Genomic DNA, 17731 nt, shown 5'->3' with positions numbered 1-17731 from the left:
GCGGCGTCAGATCGCAAGGGCGGCCTCGGCATGGGCCAGCAGATCTTCTGCGGCCTCACCGGGCGCATAATGCACCCGCTGGCTGCAGTCGCGGCGCAGGATCGTCACCAGCCGCGTCTCAATCTCCATCGCCACCAGCTCGCGCAGGACGAGTGCATGTTCGACCCCGAAAATCCGCGCGAAACTGCGGCTGTCGGAACAGATCCCCATATGTGCCGTGACCAGCAACATCGCCGCCATCATCGACGGCCCCCGTGCAGCAACCGCCTCGCTGAGCGCGATGAAGCGCTCTTCCCGGGGATCGGAACCGGTGCTCATTGCGGGTGCAGCGTCACTAGGATCGACTTGGAAACCGGCGTGAAACTGCCCTCGCCCCAGGCGTCATGCGGCACCAGAAGGTTCAGTTCGGGGTAATAACCGGCGATGCAGCCCTGTGGGATGTCATAGGGCACAAGGCGGAACCCACTGGCCCTCCGGATCGCACCATCCGCCGCCTCGCTCGTCAGATCGACCAGATCACCCGCGCCATGGCCCAGCCGGGCAAGGTCTTCGCGATTGATAAAGATCACCCGCCGTTCGCCATAAACCCCGCGATACCGGTCATCCATGCCGTAAATGGTGGTGTTGTACTGGTCATGCGAGCGGAATGTCTGAAGGACAAGCCGCCCCGGCCCCGCCTGTTGCCATTCGGTCTGATCGGGCAGCCGGTCGGGGACGAAATTCGCGCGCCCGGTGGCGGTGTTGAACTCGCGCTCCGATGCCGGGTTCCTCAGCCAGAAGCCGCGTTTTTGCCGAACCGCAGTATTGTAATCGCCAAAGGCAGGCAACACGCGGGCGATCAGGTCGCGGATCCGGTCATTGTCATCGGCAAGGCCCGCCCAGTCGACATGTTCCGATCCCACCGTCGCCGCTGCGATCCCCGCGACAATCGCCACTTCGGATTTCAGCTCTTTCGAGGCAGGCATGTTGATCCCGCCCGAGCCATGTACCATGCTCATCGAATCCTCGACAGTGACGATCTGACGGATACCTTTGGAATTCTTGTCAATTTCTGTGCGCCCGAGGCAGGGAAGGATGTAAGACACCCGCCCCGGAAGCAGATGCGAATGGTTCAGCTTGGTCGCAACATGCACGGTCAGATCCAGGCTTTGCAGGATCTTCGCCACCAGATCACTGTCAGGCGTGGCGCGCGCAAAATTTCCGCCAAGCCCGATGAAAGCCTTTGCCCGGCCTGAAATCATGGCACCAATGGCTTCGACCACGTTATGTCCGCGATTGCGCGGCATTTTCACGCCGATCTCCCGCTCCAGCGCGTCGATCAGCGCTTTCGGGGCTTTCTCATTGATCCCGACCGTCCGGTCGCCCTGGACGTTGGAATGGCCGCGCACCGGGCAAAGCCCCGTGCCGGGCCGCCCGATATTGCCGCGCAGGAACATCAGGCTGGCAATCTCGCGGATCGTCGCGACCGAATGGCGGTGCTGCGTGACCCCCATCGCCCAGGTGCAGATCACCTTATCTGCGGCCAGGTAGACCCCGGCCGCGCGGGTGATTTCCTCCAGCGTCAGGCCGGACTGTTCGAAAATCTGATCCCAGGCGGTGGCATCGACCTCGGCTTTCCAGGCGTCAAATCCGTGGCAATGCTCCCGGATAAAGGCGTGATCAATCACCGAAGGGCGGCCATCGGCCAGCGCCTGGTCTTCGGCGGCAAAAACCAGTTTGGCGATGCCTCTGACCGCCGCCATATCGCCGCCAAGCCGTGGCTGATAGTAATCGGTCGAGGTCGGCTCTGATCCGCCAAAGATCATTTCCAGCTTGTTCTGCGGATCGGCGAAACGCTGAAGTCCCTTTTCTTTCAGCGGGTTGAACACCACCACTTTCGCGCCGCGCGCGGTTGCCTTCCTCAGATCGGCCAGCATGCGCGGGTGATTGGTGCCTGGGTTTTGCCCGATCACGAAAATCGCATCCGCCACTTCGAAATCCTCCAGCAGCACCGTGCCCTTGCCGATCCCGATCGCTTCGGTCAGCGCAACCCCCGAGGCCTCATGACACATATTGGAACAGTCGGGGAAGTTGTTGGTGCCATAAAGCCGGACGAAAAGCTGATAGAGGAACGCCGCCTCATTCGAGGCCCGCCCCGAGGTGTAGAATTCCGCCCGGTCGGGGTCATCCAGAGCATTCAGCGCGGCGCCGATGGCGGTGAAGGCCTCCTCCCAGCTGGTCTGGCGATAACGGTCGCTGGCCGTATCATAGACCATCGGATGGGTGAGCCTGCCCTGATGTTCAAGATCGAAATCCGACCAGCCGCGCAGTTCGGTGAGGGTATGGGAGGCAAAGAAATCGGGCGTGACACGTTTTTGGGTCGCCTCCCAGGCCACCGCCTTGACGCCGTTTTCGCAAAATTCGAACGAAGAGCCATGTTCCGGGTCGCCCCAGGCGCAGCCTGGGCAGTCAAATCCGTCGGGCTGGTTCGCCCTGAGCATGGTCCGTGCGCCGGCCAGGGGGTTGCCGGTCGCAAGCAACCGCTTGCCACAGCTTTTCAGCGCGCCCCAGCCGCCAGCCGCTGCCGAAGACTTGCCGATAAACTCGTTCTTGCCCATGACGGCCCCTTTTTCGCGCGCAAAGCCCCCTCGCCCGTCGCGGGACGGTGGAGAATGAGGCCGGATTTCTGGCTGACAGCTGCCGGAGGCCGCCTGTCCTCGGCGGTCAGAGACCGGCGGGCGAGGCAAAAGCGCAAGGGTTGCCCCGGTGAAATAGCGCAGGGGGCAGGAATTCCAAGTGTCAGATGCGCCTTTTCAGGCAGTCATACGACATTTGCTTATTTTCCCATCAGGAATGTGTCTTTCTTGCCAGTGGTTGTGGCGCCACGTTCGGGCGCCGCCCCCGGGCCGAGGTTGACAAATGCCGGCATTCCCGCCGGACTGCGGCACATGGCGACCGTTATAGACACCAAGATTCACCCCCCGCTCTTACGGTCGACGCTTTTGCGCCGCGAGGCGACCCTTGCGCTGATGGATCAGGCGCTGGCGCATCCGCTGACGGTCCTGCGCGCGCCGGCAGGGTTTGGAAAAACGACATTGGTGGCACAATGGGGCGCCGGGCTTGAGGAGACGGGTTTCGCCTGGCTTTCGCTGGATCCGATGGCCGACAGCGGCAGATCGTTCATCCTGCATCTGATCCGTGCGGTCGGGCGCGCCTTGCCCACGCCTGACATAGCTCTGCAAAACCTGATCACCTCGGAATCCCTTTCGGCAACCGGCGCGCTTGCGGCACTGGTCGCAGCGGTTCTGGCAGCCGGGCGCCCCCTGGTCCTCGTGCTTGATGACCTTCACCGCCTGACCTCTGCAGAAGCGCTCGCCTTCCTGCAATCGCTGATCGACCACGCGCCGTCCCGTCTCCATATCGTGCTGATCTCGCGCAGCGATCCGCCTTTGCATCTGGCGCATCTGCGGGCGCGCGGGCAGCTGGTCCGTATCCCCGACAGCGCGCTGCGCTTCTCGCGGGCAGAGACGGCGGATTTCCTGCATGAAAGCCTCGGGCTTACGATGGAACCCGCAGAGCTGACGACGCTCCATACCCGGACCGAGGGCTGGATCGCGGCGCTGCAACTCGCCGGTCTCGCGATGAATGAGGAAGGCGACCGGCCCGGCTTTCTTGCACGGTTTTCCGGCGCAGGCGGTGATATTGCCGCCTTTCTGGGCCAGGAGGTTCTGTCGCGGCTGCCCGCCGATATGATGGATTTCCTCAGCCGCAGCGCAGTGCTGGAATGGTTCGATGCCGATCTGGCAGCGCGGGTCACCGGGCATAAGGATGCTGCGGCGATGATCCGGCGCATCGACCAGGCGAACCTGTTCCTTGTGGCGCTGACGCCCTCGCGCACGACCTTCCGCTACCATCACCTCTTTGCCGATCTGTTGCGCAGCCTGCCCCGCACCGCCGAACTGGCCCCCGCGCTGAACCGCGCTGCCGCCGATTGTCTTTCCGCACGCGGGCTGGAAATCGACGCGGTGCATTATGCCCTGGCGGCGGGTGATACGCTGCGCGCGGCCGAGCTGGTCGAGACCTGCTGCATGGCGGCAGTCAAGCTCGGCCAGATCACCCGGCTGCGCGCCTGGCTTGAACGGCTGCCGCCGGGCGTGAATGACAGCCGGCCGCGTTTGCTGCTGGCCCAGGCCTGGGTCTATTTCCATTCCAGCGCGCCGCGCCGGGCGCTGACCTGCGTGCGCGCCGCCCGCGATCTCCTGCGCCAGATGCAGTCTGACGCAGCTTTGCCGCGCGAGACACATGCCGCGCTCTGGGCCGAGATGCAGGTGCTGGGGGTAGGCGCGCTTTCGGCCGGGGAACGCTCTGCCCGGGCGCGGCGGATGGCGCTGGCCCTGTTGCCCACGCTGCCGCATCAGGAACATTTCCTGCGCGGCACGCTGAACAATGTGCTCGGGTTTTGCGAATATTCGCTGGGCAGCCTTGGCCCCGCGCGCCTTGCCTGCAGCCGGGGCCGCGCGGCGCATGAACAGGCAGGATCGGTCTTTGGCATGGCCTATTCCGAGCTGATCCTCGGGCTGATCGAGAAATCCGCCGGCAATCTGCAAATCGCCCGTCAGCATTTCGCCTCTGGCGCCGATATGGCGCGCGAGGCGCTTGGCGCGGGATCTTATGCCGAGGCAATGGCCGCGGTCTTCCAGGCCGAGCTTGCCTATGAAAGCGATAATCTCGACGCCGCCGCGCGACACCTGGCCGACCATCGCGGTGAGATGGAGGCTTTTGGTCTTGTGGTCCATGAGATGACGGTGCGCCTGTCAGCCGCGCGGCTGTCGGCGGCGCGGGGCGAGACGGCAGCCGCCATCGCGATCCTCTCCGAGGCCGAGGTTTCCGGCGCCCGCAACCATTACCGCCGGCTGGTCGCTTCAGCGCTGAACGACCATGTCCGGCTCTTGCTGGCCGGTGGCAATGCGGCGCTGGCGCGGGGCGTGCTGATGGCGCGCGGCGTCAGCGAAGACAGCAGTGAGAGCCCCGGCGCGCCTTCGACCGCGCATGAGATGGAACAGATCGCGCTTTCACGGGTGCTGATCGCCGAAGGCACTGCCGCCGCCGCGCATGAGCGTCTGACCCGCATCGTCGGGCGGCTGCGCTATTCGGGGCGGCTCAGACGGCTGGTGCAGGTTCAGGCGGTGAACGCCATCGCCGCGCTGAACGCCGGCGAGCGCATGGCCGCGCTGAATGCGATTTCCGAAGCTGTCGAGACCGCGTTTCGTCAGGGCGCGCTGCGCAGCCTGCTGGATGAGGGCGCAGCCCTTGCGCGGGTGATCGACTGGGCAAGGCCGCGCATCCCGTCCTGGTCGCGTGACGTGGCGCTTTCCGCCTTTGTCACGGGCCTCCATTCCCGGCTGGCTCCCTCAGCCACTGCTGCCGGGCCACAGACCCAGGCCGCGCCACCGCTCTTGTCGCCAAAAGAGGCCGAGGTCGCGGCGGCCTTGCAGGCCGGGGCTTCGAACCGCGAGATTTCCGAACAGCTTGCGATTTCGATGGATACGGTGAAATGGCATCTGAAGAATATTTTCTCCAAGCTTGGTGTCTCCAGCCGCATTCAGGCGGTGCTGGCCTTGTCGGCCAGGGGAGACCGCCCGCACCCCCACCCGAAAGGGTGGTGAAGATTTTTCGCCACCCCCACCCCTAAGGGAGGCGCGTCCCCTTTAACCCTCGCCTAGCCTCCTCCCCGCAAGACCTGAGAATCTCTGGGCGGGAGAAACGCGCGATGACCACCGGCCTCGTGTCGCATGAGCTGTATCACTGGCATAATACCCAGAACTGGAACCTGGTTTTCCCGCCGGGCCTGACGGTGCAGCCGGGCGAACATGTCGAAAACCACGAGACCAAGCGGCGGATCCGCAATCTGCTCGAGGTCTCCGGCCTGCTGGATTACCTCGCGCCGATCAGACCGCGCCCCGCGACCGAGGATGAGATCGCGCGTTTTCACACCCGCGAGCATATCGCGAAGATCAGGGCGATCAGCGAGGCGGGCTGGGGCGATGCCTCATACCTCACGCCGCTTGGCGCCGGGAGTTTCGACATCGCGCTGCTGGCGGCGGGCGGCACAATTGCCGCGATGGATGCGGTGCTGACCGGCCAGGTGCAGAATGCCTATGCCCTGGTGCGCCCGCCGGGACATCATGCCGAGCGCAATATCGGCATGGGGTTCTGCCTTTTCGGCAATGTGCCGGTGGCGATCATGCATGCCCAGGCGACGCATGGCCTGGGCCGTGTCGCGACAGTGGACTGGGATGTCCATCACGGCAACGGCACCCAGGACGCGTTTTATGACAGCGGCGATGTGCTGACGATCTCGCTGCATCAGGACCGGCTTTACCCGACCCATTCCGGCCTGCATTCCGAGCGCGGCACCGGCAAAGGCGAGGGCTACAATCTCAATATCCCGCTGCCGCCGGGCTGCGGCAATGGCGCCTATATCGAGGCGTTCCGCCGTGTCGTCCTGCCCGCGCTCGAGCGTTACAGGCCCGATCTGATCGTGGTGCCCTCAGGCTTCGACGCCTGCGCGGTCGACCCGATGGGGCGGATGATGGTGACCTCGGAAGGCTATCGCCAGATGACCGCCATGCTGATGGAAGCCGCCGACCGGCTGTGCGGCGGGCGTCTCATGATGTCGCATGAGGGCGGATATTCGGCGATGTATGCCCCCTATTGCGGCCTTGCCGTGCTGGAAGAAATGAGCGGGATCCGCACCCATGTCAGCGACCCCTGGGCCGAACATGCGGGCTGGGGCCAGCAGGAATTGCAGCCACATCAGGCCGCGATGATTGCCGATGCGGCGGCACTGCTCGACTCGATCAGATAAAAAACACATATAAAACAACAGGGAAATGGTCATGAAAACGCTGAAACTGGCAGCCCCAAATGTGATCCCCGGGCGGCGGACTTTCCTCAAGGGCGTCGCCGGCTTCGGCGGTGCGGCGGGCGCGATGCTTGCGGGTATGAATGACGGCGCCCGCGCGCAGGGCAGCGCCATCCCGGTCGGCCAGGCGGCCCCCCTTACCGATTTCGCCGCCGCTGACGGGGTCGAGTTTCGCAACGGTCTGATCATGGCCTGTGACGAGATCAACGCGCTTGGCGGCATTCTCGGCCGCCCGCTGGAGCCTCAGTTCGAGGATACCAAGCAGATGGGCGATGCCACCAACGTCCAGGCCGTGCAGCGTCTGATCGACCGCCACGGCGTCCATGCGGTGATCAACGGCTATAATGTCGGCTCCGGCTCGGCGATCCCCGATGTCATCGCCGACAGCGGCATCATCTATGTCCATTATGACGCGACCTTGGGTCATACGAGTCTCATTGAATCCGACCCCGAGCGCTATTTCGGCTCCTTCCAGGGCTGTGCGGCGGAATACTGGTACGGGCCGGGCTTCCTCGATTTCCTGAAATCGCTGGAGGCGAATAAGGAATTCACCCGGCCGAACAATAAGATGGCGGTGATCCTTTCGGCGGGCGTCTATGCCGCGAATATCGCCAATGGCGTCAAAGAACGTGCCGCGGAATATGGCTGGGAAATTTCCATGTTCGAGACGGTTTCCGTGCCGATCTCGGAATGGGGTCCGACACTGGCGAAACTGCGTGAAGATCCGCCGGCAGTGATCTGCATCACCCATTTCTTCCCCGCCGATCTGGCGCAGTTCATGGTGCAATTCGCGCCCAACCCCACGAATTCGCTGATCTATATGCAATATGGCCCGATGGTCCCCGCCTTCCGCGAGATTGCCGGCAAGGCATCGGAAGGGGTGATCTATGCAACCCTGGTGGGCGATCTTCAGGATGAGATCGGGCTGGATTTCGAGAAGCGTTTCAAAGAGCGGTTCGGCGAGGCTGCGGGCCATAATTCCGGGGCGCAGCCCTATGATGGCGCCTATCTCTGGGCCGTGGGCGCGGCGCTGGCGGGGGGCAGCGGCGAGCCGGATAATGCTGACCAGAACCGCCTGGTCGCCGACCGGATGCGAAACCTCATCTATCGCGGCGTCTGTGGCACCACGCGGATGAACCCGACAAACAACGCCGCGCGCGCCTTCCCGACCGAGGTCAACGACCCCTCGCTCGGCATGCCGCATCAGTTCCTGCAGATTCAGGATGCGGCCGTGGGCGGTAAGCTGATCGCGCCCTGGCCCTATGCGACCGGCCCCTATGTGAAACCGTCCTGGCTGAAATGACGGAGCCCGCGACGATCCTCGCCTGCGAGGGGGTGACCAAACAATATGGCGCGCTGAAAGCCGTCAACGCGCTGGACTTCACGGTCCGGCGCGGCGAGGTGCTGGGGATCGGCGGGCCGAATGGTGCGGGAAAGACCACGCTTTTCGACGTACTCTCCGGCCTCTCGCCCGCGACCGCCGGGCGGGTGCTGCTGGCTGGCAAAGAGATCACCGCTGACGCCCCCGACCGCATCTGTCATCAGGGCCTTGCACGAACCTTCCAGCTGAATGCGGCCTTTGATTCCATGTCATTGCGCGACAATGTGCGGCTGGCGGCGCAATTCGGGCGCCGCGCGCGGGCGATGCCCGGGCTGCGGCTTTCACGCGCGACGCAGGAGGCCGCCGATCTGGCGCTGGACTTCGTGGGGCTGACCCCGCGCGGGGCAACACTCGCGGGCCAGGCGCCGGTGATCGACCGCAAGCTACTGATGATCGCCTCGGCTTTGGCGACCGATCCGAAGATCCTGCTGATGGATGAACCGGTCGGCGGCCTGACCCATGCCGAGACCGATGTGATCATGGATTGCGTCCGGAGGCTGAAGGCGCGCGGCGTGACAATCATCCTGATCGAGCATGTGATGCGCTTTCTCGTAGGCCTGTCCGAACGCGTGATGATCCTCCATCACGGTGAGAAGATTTTCGAAGGCCCGCCCGGCGGACTGGTCGAAGATGCCACTGTGGTTGATGTCTATCTCGGGGCCGGCGCCTCTGAACGCTTGCGCGGTCATCTCAACGGGGGCGCAGCATGAGCCTGTTGGAAATCAGCGGCCTTGAGGTCGCTTATGGTGTGCAGCGGGTGATAAGCGGCATTTCGCTGACGGTCAAAGAGGGCGAATTCGCGGCGCTGGTCGGCCCGAACGGGCATGGGAAAACCACGGTTCTGCGCGCGATTTCAGGCCTTGCCCGCGCACGCGCCGGTGAGATCCGCCTTGACGGCCAGTCGCTGACCCGCGCACGGCCCGACCGCATCGTCGCGGCGGGCGTCATCCATGTGCCGCAGGGCGATCTCTTGTTTCCGGGCATGTCGGTGCTCGATAATCTCAGGATGGGGGCCTACCTCCCCGAGGCTGCGCGCGATGAGGCACGCCGTCTTGATGAGGTCTTTACGCTGCTGCCGAAACTCCGCGACCGGCAGACCCAGATCGCCTCGACCCTTTCAGGTGGCGAGCGGCGCATGGTCGGGATCGGGCGCGGGCTGATGGCGGGCGGGCGGATCCTGATGCTCGATGAACCCTCTCTCGGGCTCGCCCCCATCGTGATCGACCAGATCTATGAACTGGTGCAGGCGCTGGCGAAATCGGGGCGCACTATTCTGGTGGTCGAGGAAAACGCCATGCGCATCGCGGATATGGCCGACCGGATGCATCTTCTCGACAATGGCGCCATCGCCTGGTCGGGAACGGGACAGGAGTTCCTGTCCTCTCCGGAAATTTTCGCCACATATCTGGGGGGCTGAGCCATGGATATCGCAACCCAGATCCTGATTTCCGGGCTGACCCTGGGCGCGGTCTATGCCGTTTCAACGATCGGCCTTGCGCTGATTTACGGCGCGCTGAACATGCTGAACATGGCGCAAGGCGGTCTGCTGGCGCTTGGCGGCTATATCGCCATGTGGGGGATGCAGGCGATGGGCTGGCCCGCACCGCTGGCCGCACTGGCCGCAATGGCGGCGGGAGCGGTGGCGGGCGGTCTGATCTTTGTCGCGGCTGCGCGGCCGATCCTTGGTGGCGAAGGCTTCGAGACCCGCATTTTCATCGCCACCATCGGCATCGGGCTGATGCTGGAAAGCGTGATCCTCAAGACCTTTGGCCCACAACCCCAGGCGCAGAGCCTTAAGCTTGAAGGCGGCATCATGATCGGCAAGGTCAACCTGCCCTGGCAAAATGTGCTGATCTTTGTCACGGCGCTGTTGATGCTGGTGCTGGTGGCGGGACTGCTGAACCGCTCGCGCCTCGGGCGGGCGATCCGGGCGACCTCGATGAACCGCGACGCGGCGCAGCTGATGGGCGTGCCGATCCGCCGGATCTACCTGACGATCCTGATGCTCTCGGGCGCGCTGGCGGCGCTGTCGGGGATCATGATCTCGTCAATGTCGGGGCTGTTGCCGAATATGGGGGCGGACCCGATGCTGAAAGCCTTCATCATCTGTGTCGTGGCGGGGTTGGGGAATGTGCCGGGCGCCGCGCTGACCGCCTTTGCCATCGGTATGCTTGAGGCGGTCATCCAATACATCTTCGGCGTACAATATGCCTTCGCGATCCTGCTTTGTCTTGTGATCGCAGTGCTGATCTGGAGACCCCAGGGCGTCTTTGGCCAGAAAGAAGTGGTGCGGCTATGATCCGGTCTCCTGTCAGACGCGATGTCGTGATTGCGCTGGTGCTGTTTCTTCTGATGCTGGCGGTGCCATTGCTGACCGGCACCCGCTATGTGCTGACGCAGCTGACGGTTTTCTTCATCTGGGCGGTGGTGGCGAGCCAGTGGAACCTGGTTCTCGGCGTCGCGGGGATCTTTTCACTGGCGCAGATGGCATTGTTCGCGGTGGGTGCCTATGCGACCGCGATGCTGGCCTATTATATCGGGCTGATGCTGCCCGCCGCGATGCTGCTGGCCGCCCTGGTGACGGTAGGTGTCTCGCTGGTGATCGGCTTTGCCTGCCTGAGGCTGAAAGGCCCCTATGTGGCGCTGCTGACGCTGGCGATTGGCCAGGTCATGTATCTTCTGGTCGTGAATGACACCGCCTGTTTCACCACGCCCGCCTCGGGCTGTCTGCCTTTGTTCGGCGGCGCGCGCGGCTTTTCGCGGTTCGGAGATCTGGGCTTTCGCGATCTTCTCGGCTCGAAATGGTATGTCGGGCATTACTATACCGGGCTGGTGCTGCTGCTTGCCGCGCAGCTTTTCTGCATCGCGATCATCCATGGCCCGCTGGGACTGGCCTTCCGGGGCCTGCGCGACAATCCCGGCCTTGCGCTGGCACGCGGCGTGGCGCGGATGCGCTATCAGCTCTGGGTCTTTGGCCTTTCCGCCTTTTTCACCGGCCTTGCCGGCGCCTTTCATGCCGCGCATTTCGGCGTGGTCGGGCCGACCGCCTTCGCATTCGCGATGCTTCTCTTCATCCTTGCGATGATCGTGGTCGGCGGGCTTGGCACCACATGGGGGCCTCTGATCGGGGCCGCGCTTCTGATGTGGGCCGATGAGGGGCTGCGCGAAGTGTCGGACTGGCGCGAGATCGGCATCGGGCTTGTACTGGCGGGCTGCGTGATCCTTTTTCCCAAAGGGCTTGCCGGAATCCGGTTCAGGTTCGGCCAGAGGCGCGGTCAGAGGCCGGATGCACCACCTGCGCCCCCGCCTCATACCAGGCCGGTCTGACCGTCCGGCGCCAGGATAATCACCGCCCCCCATCGGCGGGCAATCCGGTGCGGGCAGCGGGGGCCGGTAAGGCACAGGCCCCCGCCATGGGTCGGGCAAAGGGAGCAGCCCGGCCGGGGAAAGAAGCGCCCGGATCCCGGGCGGTCAGATCGCCTGAGGCCGGAAATCCGCATCGCGCGCAGGCATCACATTGCGCAAAAGCGTGATGGATTTCTCGAGACCTTCGCGCGAATTCAGCAGCACATCCTCATGCTCGATTGAGAGCCAGCCATCATACCCCGCCATGTTCAGCCGATAGCAGAACTGCCGCCACCATTCCTCGCCATGGCCGAAGCCGAGCGTGATGTAAGACCAGCTGCGGGCCGGAATATCCATCAGACTGCCGTTTTCCAGCAGGCTGGTGGTGGCCTGTTTCGGCGCGTTGACGAAGGTATCCTTGGCATGGACATGAAAGATCGCCTCGCCAAGCGCCCCGGCTGCGGCCAGCGGGTCGGCCCCCATCCAGAACAGATGGCTCGGGTCGAGATTGGCACCGATCACCGGCCCGACCGCATCCCGCAGCTTCAGAAGCGAGGGCACGTTATAGACGCATTGATTGCCATGCATCTCGAGCGCGATCTGTGACACGCCCGAGGCCGTCGCCAGATCAGACATCTCGCTCCAGAACGGGATCAGCTTTTCCTGCCATTGCCATTCGAGGATCTTTTGCGTCTCGGGCGGCCAGCTTGCCACGACCCAGTTCGGCATCAGATCCCCCTCGCGCCCGGCCGGCAGACCCGACATGGTCACGATCTTCGTGATCCCCATATCGCCCGCGATGCGGATGGTGTCTTTCAGACATTCCGCCTGTTCGGGCTGGGTCGGATGCAGCGGATTGCCGTTTGCGTTGAGGCAGATCAGCTCCAGCCCGCGATCCGCGAAAGCCTTCAGAAAGGCCTTGCGCGCGCCGGCATCGCTTTTCATCAGCGCGAGGTAGAAATGCGGCGCGGTGGACCAGCCGCCGGTATTGACCTCAAGCCCCGCGACGCCGAGACGGGCAGCCGTCTCCAGCACGCCTTCAAAGCTGTCTCCGCCGAGGCTGTCTGTTACAAAACCAAGCTTCATGGTCAGTCTGTCCTTTTGCGGTAGAAATCCGGCTGCGCGATCATTTCAACGACAACCCGCCGCCCCTCTTTCAGCGAGGTCACCCCGGCCTCGGCAATCACCGATGCGGCGTAACCATCCCAGGCATTGGCCCCATCCGCCGGAAAGACCCCGCTGCGGACAAAGTCGATGAAAGCGCGGTTCTGGCGGCGATAGGCCTCGGCAAAGCGCGGGCGCCAGTCGGCGGCATAGGTGGTGACCTGTTGCAGGCCGCGGTCGATACGCGAATGCAGCGGGGCGGAAAGCGAAACCGCACCGGTTTCCCCGACCAGCTCGCCGCGCACGTCATAGCCATAGGCGGCGTTGTTATTCACCTCGATGGTGACGACCTGGCCCCGGTCCGTTTCCAGCACCATCACCACGGGGCCGACCCTGCCATTGGCGAGTTGCGGCGAGAAGGCCGTCACGGCGACAAAATCCGTTCCCAGTACGAAACGGGTCACGTCAAATTCATGCGGTGCGGAATTGGTGATCGCCATATCGGCAGTGAAATCGGTGGCCGGGTTTGCGACATTGCGGTGGAAGTTATGCATCATCACCGCGCGCCCGATCAGCCCGTCCCGCAGCGCACTCCGCATCTCCTGGTAAGACTGGTCAAAGCGGCGCATGAAACCAAGCTGCACCCGCTGCACACCCCCGGCGATCTCAGTCTCCATCACCTGCAGGCATTCGGCGGAGAAGGGCGAGAGCGGTTTTTCGCAAAGCACCGGCTTTCCCGCCTCAAGGCAGGCTTTGGTCAGCGGCGCATGGGTGAAATCGGGGCTGGCGATCAGCACGGCGTCGATATCGGCACGCGCAATCAGCGCGTCCGCATCGGTGCCGGCCCCGGCGCCATAAGCGCGGGCGAGCGTCTCTGCACGATCTGCCGAGGCATCGACCACAAGGCGCAGTTCTGCCCCCGGCAGGTCTTCGGCGAAGATCTTCGCGTGATCGGCCCCCATAATCCCGGCGCCGATAATTCCAATTCTGACAGTCATTTATGTCATTCCTACCGTTTCACAGCCCATTGCCGCAGCACCCGATCGCCAAGCGCCGCCGCGACCACGATCACCCCCAGCGTGAGGATGAACCATTGCGGCCTGACCCCCATCACCACCAGATAGGACTGGATCGACGAGAGCACGAAAGCCCCCGTAAGCGCGCCCGGCAGCGACACCCGCCCGCCCGCCAGCAGACAGCCGCCCAGAACGCATGAGGCAATCGCCTGCAACTCCATCAGCCGCCCCATCGAGCCATCGGCAAAGCCCAGCTTGCCGGCTTCGAGCCCTCCCGCAAGGCCCGCGAGCAGGCCGCAGATCACGAAGGCCGAGAATTTGATACGGTCGACGCGGACGCCGCGCGAATGGGCGCTTGCGGCCGAGCCGCCGACCGCCAGCAGACGATTGCCGAAAGGCGTGGCGCACAGAAGGATCATCAGGGCGACGAGGCTTACCCCCAGCCAGATCAGTCCGGTGTTGAAGCCGAGAATATCGCCGCCGCCAAAGAGCCAGTAGGTAAAGCCCCCGCGCGCCGCATAGGGGATCGAGAAGGAAAATCCGTCGGTCAGTGCAATCGCGATGCCGCGAAATATCATCAGCGATCCGAGCGTGATGATCAGCGAAGGTGTGCCGGTTTTCGTGATCAGCCAGCCGTTGAAAGCCCCGATCAGCCCGCCCACCGTCACCGCCGCCAGCATCGCAATCGCCGGGTCGATCCTGAGCGCCAGCCAGAGGTAGACCAGCGCGCCCATTCCGAAGGTCGATCCGACCGAGATGTCGATCTCGCCGGTGCCGATCACCAGCGCCACGCCCAGGGTCATCAGACCGAGCGTCGCCGTGACCTGCAAAATCGTCGCGAAATTATAGAGATTGGCCCAGCGACCATCGGAACTGGTGGCGAAGAACACCACCAGAAGGCCCGCGATCAGGAAGATGCCGATCTCGGAATGGCGCCGCACCAGGCGTTTGAACCCTTGCGCCGCCATCAGACGGTCTCCCGCTTTTCGACCTTGCGGCCACCCTGGCGGATGACCTCCTCCAGCTCGTCGGCGGTCATGGCACTGGTGGCGGCGTCTTCGATCTTTTCGCCGTTTTCCATAATGATGATCCGGTCGGCGAGCTTGTGGACCTGGAAGATGTCATGGGTGATATAGATCACCAGCAGCCCCTGTTCCTTAAGCGCCAGGGCGAGTTCATTGACATGTTCGCGCTCGCGCACGGAAAGATGGTTCGTGGGCTCATCCATGATGACAACGCGGTTCCTGAACGCAACCGCGCGGCCGATTTTCACCGACTGGCGTTCACCGCCGGAAAGCCGCTCGACCTCGTCATCGGCCGAGACATTGTCGCGCAATCCGAATTCACGGATCACCTTTGTCGACATCTCGCGCATCTTTTTGAAATCGAGGATCGGGATGCCAAAGATCCGGCGCACCGGTTCGCGGCCAAGGTAGAAATTGCGCGCGATTGAGAGGTTGTCGCACAGGCCCACCGATTGCTGGATCGTCTCGATCCCCTGATCGATGGCGAGTTTGGGGTGGAATTTTTCAACCCGCTCGCCATTGAACCAGACCTCGCCCGAGGTGGGTTTATGGATGCCGCAAAGCACGCGGATCAGGGTGGTCTTGCCGGCACCATTGTCACCGACAAGGCCGATCAGCTCGCCCGCATTGAAGTCGACCGAGATATTTTTCAGCGCGTGAAAGGCCCCGAAGTAAAGCTGCAGATTTTTGACCTGGATCAGGGGAGTGCCGGACATGGGAGGATCCTTTCGGGTCAGACAGAATGCCCTGCCCGGCGGGCAAGGGACTGGTTGAAGATGACGGCGACGATCAGGACCACACCGACAAAGGTGATGAACCAGGAAGACGGCGCGCCAAGTGCGATCAGCTCATAGCGAAAGCTCGTGATGATGAAGGCGCCAAGCACCGCGCCCAGCAGCGAGCCACGGCCCCCCGTCAACAGGCAGCCGCCGATCACGGCTGCCGCAATCGCCTCCAGCTCCATCAGATCGCCAAGGGTCACATGGGTCTGCGGCTTGTCTGCGAGCGTCACGATCCCTGCGAAGCCGGCAAGCAGCGCGCAAAGGGTGAAGGTCGCGATCTTGACGTGATCCGATCTGACGCCGCGCGATTCCGCAGAATCCTGCGCGCCGCCGGTTGCCAGCAGGCGGTTGCCGAACCGCGTGCCCCAGAGCATCACATTCAGCATAATGCAAAGCCCGATCATCCAGAAAATCGCCGCCTCAAGCCCAAAGAGCTCGCCGCCGAACAGCCGGGTCAGCGGGTTGTTGCGCGCCGCTTCCGAGAAATTGTTCACCGAGCCGCCGGTCCAGACATAGATCAGCCCGCGCGCGGCAAAGAGGCCGCCCAGGGTCACGATCATCGAAGGCAGTTTCCCCTTCACCACCAGAAGGCCCTGGGCCGCCCCCACCAGCGCCGCGATCAGCAGCGCCAGCAGAATGGCGCCTCCGACGCCATATTGCGGCTCAAAGGTGATGAAGGCGACGCCCGTAAGCCCGTAGACCGACCCGACAGAGAGGTCGATTTCCTTTGTGATGATCACCAGTGCCTGGCCCATCGCAACAAGACCCAGAATGGCCGAGAAATGCGCCACATTTGCCAGCGTCTGGCTGCGCCACCAGCCGGAGAAGTCAATGAGGCTGAAGACGGCAAGCATCAGTACGACGCCGATCACGGCGCCGAAACTCTGGCTTCGGACGAGAGCTTGCAGGGGGGTTCGCATGAGGATCTTCCTCTGGCAGGCGGGCATATGCGACGCGTTGGCAGGACTGGCCGGGAGGTGTCCCCCGGCCGGCAGAATACGCAGGCTTACCAGGTGTTTTGCTGATTATAGGCCTCTTCGCCAAAGACGCTGCGGACCAGATCAGACCATTTGTCTGCGTTTTCTTTGGTGATGATGATCGGGCCGGTCAGAATGTCCTGCTGCGGCGCATAGCCATGTTTTACATTCCAGTAGAGCCATTCCAGCGGTGCATAACCCTGCAGCCAGAAGCCCTGGCTGTTTGTGGCGAGCACATGGCCCTGACGGACGCCCTCAATCGAAACCGGGCCTTCATCGACGGTCAGAACGGTCACGCCCTCCATATCGACATCGGGCGAAAGCCCCATTTCATTGGCGACACCCCAGGCCCAGGGTGCCGACCAGCCGGCCACGGTGAAGATGTAATTGGTGTCGGTATTGGCCGAGAGATAGGATTGCAGCGTGTTGCGCGCGGTCGCGGGTTCGGCGCCGATGAACAGCTCGTCGAATTTCGCGCCCGCAGCCTCCATCACTTCACGCATCCCGGCGCAACGCTTTTTCAGCCCCTCATGGGCGCTGTCATGGCTGGCGCAGACGACCCGGGTCGGGGCCGGCACCACACCCGCCTCGACCTGGGAGAGAGCATATTCGCCCAGCTTCCTGCCGGTCAGCAGCTCGTCGCCGCCGACATAGGTGACGTAAGGAATGCGCTCACTCTCGGGGCGGCCATCGGCGATGTTGAAGGCGACGACCGGAATGCCGGAGTCGATGGCGCGCCGCAGCGGGCCTTCGAACGCATCCGGGCTGACCACCGGCACCGCGATCCCGTCAGGGCGGGTGGCAATCGCCTGTTCCAGCAGACGAACATGTTCCTGGATCGAGTAATTGTTGGTCGAGATATATTCGGCTTCGACATCGGGGTATTTCTTGCCGAATTCCTCCATCGCCATGGTCAGCCAGTTCATATTCGGATCGTTGGACCCGATATGCGAGACCACGACGAAGCGCAGTTTTTCGCCATCTTGCGCCATGGCGGCGTCTGGAAGGGTCGCTGTGAGGGCGGTGGTCGCAAGCGCGGTCGCGGCCAGAATCCAGCCTTTGAACGTCATCATCTTTTCTCCTCCTCCAAGGGTGCAATGAATATTGCAATCATGGCAAAGTTGCGAAAGATGATTGAACGGCTGTTTCTGATGTAAATCACATCATTTGTCGCGGCAGCCGTTTTCGGGTGTATCC

General features: G+C 63.3%; 15 protein-coding genes. 7 read left to right on the top strand and 8 right to left on the bottom strand.

Annotated features, from left to right (window positions below; all coding sequences use genetic code 11):
* Positions 1 to 6 precede the first annotated feature (6 nt).
* Positions 7 to 318 carry a hypothetical protein gene (locus M3484_RS17740; RefSeq protein WP_249498583.1) on the bottom strand — a complete coding sequence of 104 codons (312 nt, stop codon included), beginning with the start codon at positions 316 to 318 and terminating at the stop codon, positions 7 to 9.
* The gene (locus tag M3484_RS17735; protein ID WP_249498582.1) at positions 315 to 2597 is read right to left on the bottom strand and encodes an FdhF/YdeP family oxidoreductase; all 2283 of its coding nucleotides are present in this window, start codon (positions 2595 to 2597) and stop codon (positions 315 to 317) included. The genes M3484_RS17740 and M3484_RS17735 overlap by 4 nt, the downstream gene beginning before the upstream one ends.
* Before the next feature lie 330 nt (positions 2598 to 2927).
* Between M3484_RS17735 and M3484_RS17730 the strand changes: the two genes are divergently transcribed.
* The 7 genes from M3484_RS17730 (at position 2928) to M3484_RS17700 (ending at position 11612) form a co-directional block, all read left to right on the top strand.
* On the top strand, positions 2928 to 5645 hold the full coding sequence (locus tag M3484_RS17730; RefSeq protein ID WP_249498581.1) for a winged helix-turn-helix domain-containing protein: 2718 nt from the start codon (positions 2928 to 2930) through the stop codon (positions 5643 to 5645).
* Between the two features lie 104 nt (positions 5646 to 5749).
* The gene (locus M3484_RS17725; RefSeq protein ID WP_249498580.1) at positions 5750 to 6847 is read left to right on the top strand and encodes a histone deacetylase-like amidohydrolase; all 1098 of its coding nucleotides are present in this window, start codon (positions 5750 to 5752) and stop codon (positions 6845 to 6847) included.
* A gap of 31 nt (positions 6848 to 6878) precedes the next feature.
* Entirely contained in the window at positions 6879 to 8207 is a 1329-nt protein-coding gene (locus tag M3484_RS17720) for an ABC transporter substrate-binding protein (RefSeq protein WP_249498579.1), read from the top strand.
* Positions 8204 to 8995 carry an ABC transporter ATP-binding protein gene (locus tag M3484_RS17715; protein ID WP_249498578.1) on the top strand — a complete coding sequence of 264 codons (792 nt, stop codon included), beginning with the start codon at positions 8204 to 8206 and terminating at the stop codon, positions 8993 to 8995. Before M3484_RS17720 ends, M3484_RS17715 begins: the two co-directional genes overlap by 4 nt.
* The gene (locus M3484_RS17710; RefSeq protein WP_249498577.1) at positions 8992 to 9702 is read left to right on the top strand and encodes an ABC transporter ATP-binding protein; all 711 of its coding nucleotides are present in this window, start codon (positions 8992 to 8994) and stop codon (positions 9700 to 9702) included. The genes M3484_RS17715 and M3484_RS17710 overlap by 4 nt, the downstream gene beginning before the upstream one ends.
* A 3-nt stretch (positions 9703 to 9705) precedes the next feature.
* Complete coding sequence (locus tag M3484_RS17705) at positions 9706 to 10584, top strand: branched-chain amino acid ABC transporter permease (RefSeq protein WP_249498576.1); 879 nt, start codon at positions 9706 to 9708, stop codon at positions 10582 to 10584.
* Complete coding sequence (locus tag M3484_RS17700) at positions 10581 to 11612, top strand: branched-chain amino acid ABC transporter permease (protein WP_249498575.1); 1032 nt, start codon at positions 10581 to 10583, stop codon at positions 11610 to 11612. Before M3484_RS17705 ends, M3484_RS17700 begins: the two co-directional genes overlap by 4 nt.
* A gap of 144 nt (positions 11613 to 11756) precedes the next feature.
* Here M3484_RS17700 and M3484_RS17695 read toward each other — a convergent pair whose 3' ends face one another.
* The 6 genes from M3484_RS17695 to M3484_RS17670 all read right to left on the bottom strand — a co-directional run bounded on the left by M3484_RS17695 (position 11757) and on the right by M3484_RS17670 (position 17607).
* Positions 11757 to 12716: a sugar phosphate isomerase/epimerase family protein gene (locus M3484_RS17695; protein WP_249498574.1), complete on the bottom strand. Its 960-nt coding sequence runs from the start codon at positions 12714 to 12716 to the stop codon at positions 11757 to 11759.
* Positions 12717 to 12718: 2 nt separating this feature from the next.
* Entirely contained in the window at positions 12719 to 13732 is a 1014-nt protein-coding gene (locus tag M3484_RS17690) for a Gfo/Idh/MocA family oxidoreductase (RefSeq protein WP_249498573.1), read from the bottom strand.
* A gap of 11 nt (positions 13733 to 13743) precedes the next feature.
* Positions 13744 to 14718 (bottom strand): ABC transporter permease, encoded by a 975-nt coding sequence (locus M3484_RS17685; RefSeq protein ID WP_249498572.1) that lies wholly within the window; start codon positions 14716 to 14718, stop codon positions 13744 to 13746.
* Positions 14718 to 15491 (bottom strand): ATP-binding cassette domain-containing protein, encoded by a 774-nt coding sequence (locus tag M3484_RS17680; RefSeq protein ID WP_249498571.1) that lies wholly within the window; start codon positions 15489 to 15491, stop codon positions 14718 to 14720. Before M3484_RS17680 ends, M3484_RS17685 begins: the two co-directional genes overlap by 1 nt.
* Positions 15492 to 15508: 17 nt before the next feature.
* A complete protein-coding gene (locus M3484_RS17675; RefSeq protein WP_249498570.1) occupies positions 15509 to 16477 on the bottom strand; it encodes an ABC transporter permease in 969 nt (322 codons plus the stop codon).
* An 86-nt stretch (positions 16478 to 16563) separates the two neighbouring features.
* Positions 16564 to 17607, bottom strand: a complete 1044-nt coding sequence (locus M3484_RS17670) for a sugar ABC transporter substrate-binding protein (RefSeq protein ID WP_249498569.1) — start codon at positions 17605 to 17607, stop codon at positions 16564 to 16566.
* Positions 17608 to 17731: the final 124 nt, after the last annotated feature.

The organism is Pseudomonas sp. GX19020 (genome assembly GCF_023371075.1).
Classification (GTDB): Bacteria; Pseudomonadota; Alphaproteobacteria; order Rhodobacterales; family Rhodobacteraceae; genus Pseudogemmobacter.
Note: the sequence above shows the minus strand (reverse complement) of the source record. Positions and strands in the feature narration are given on the sequence as shown.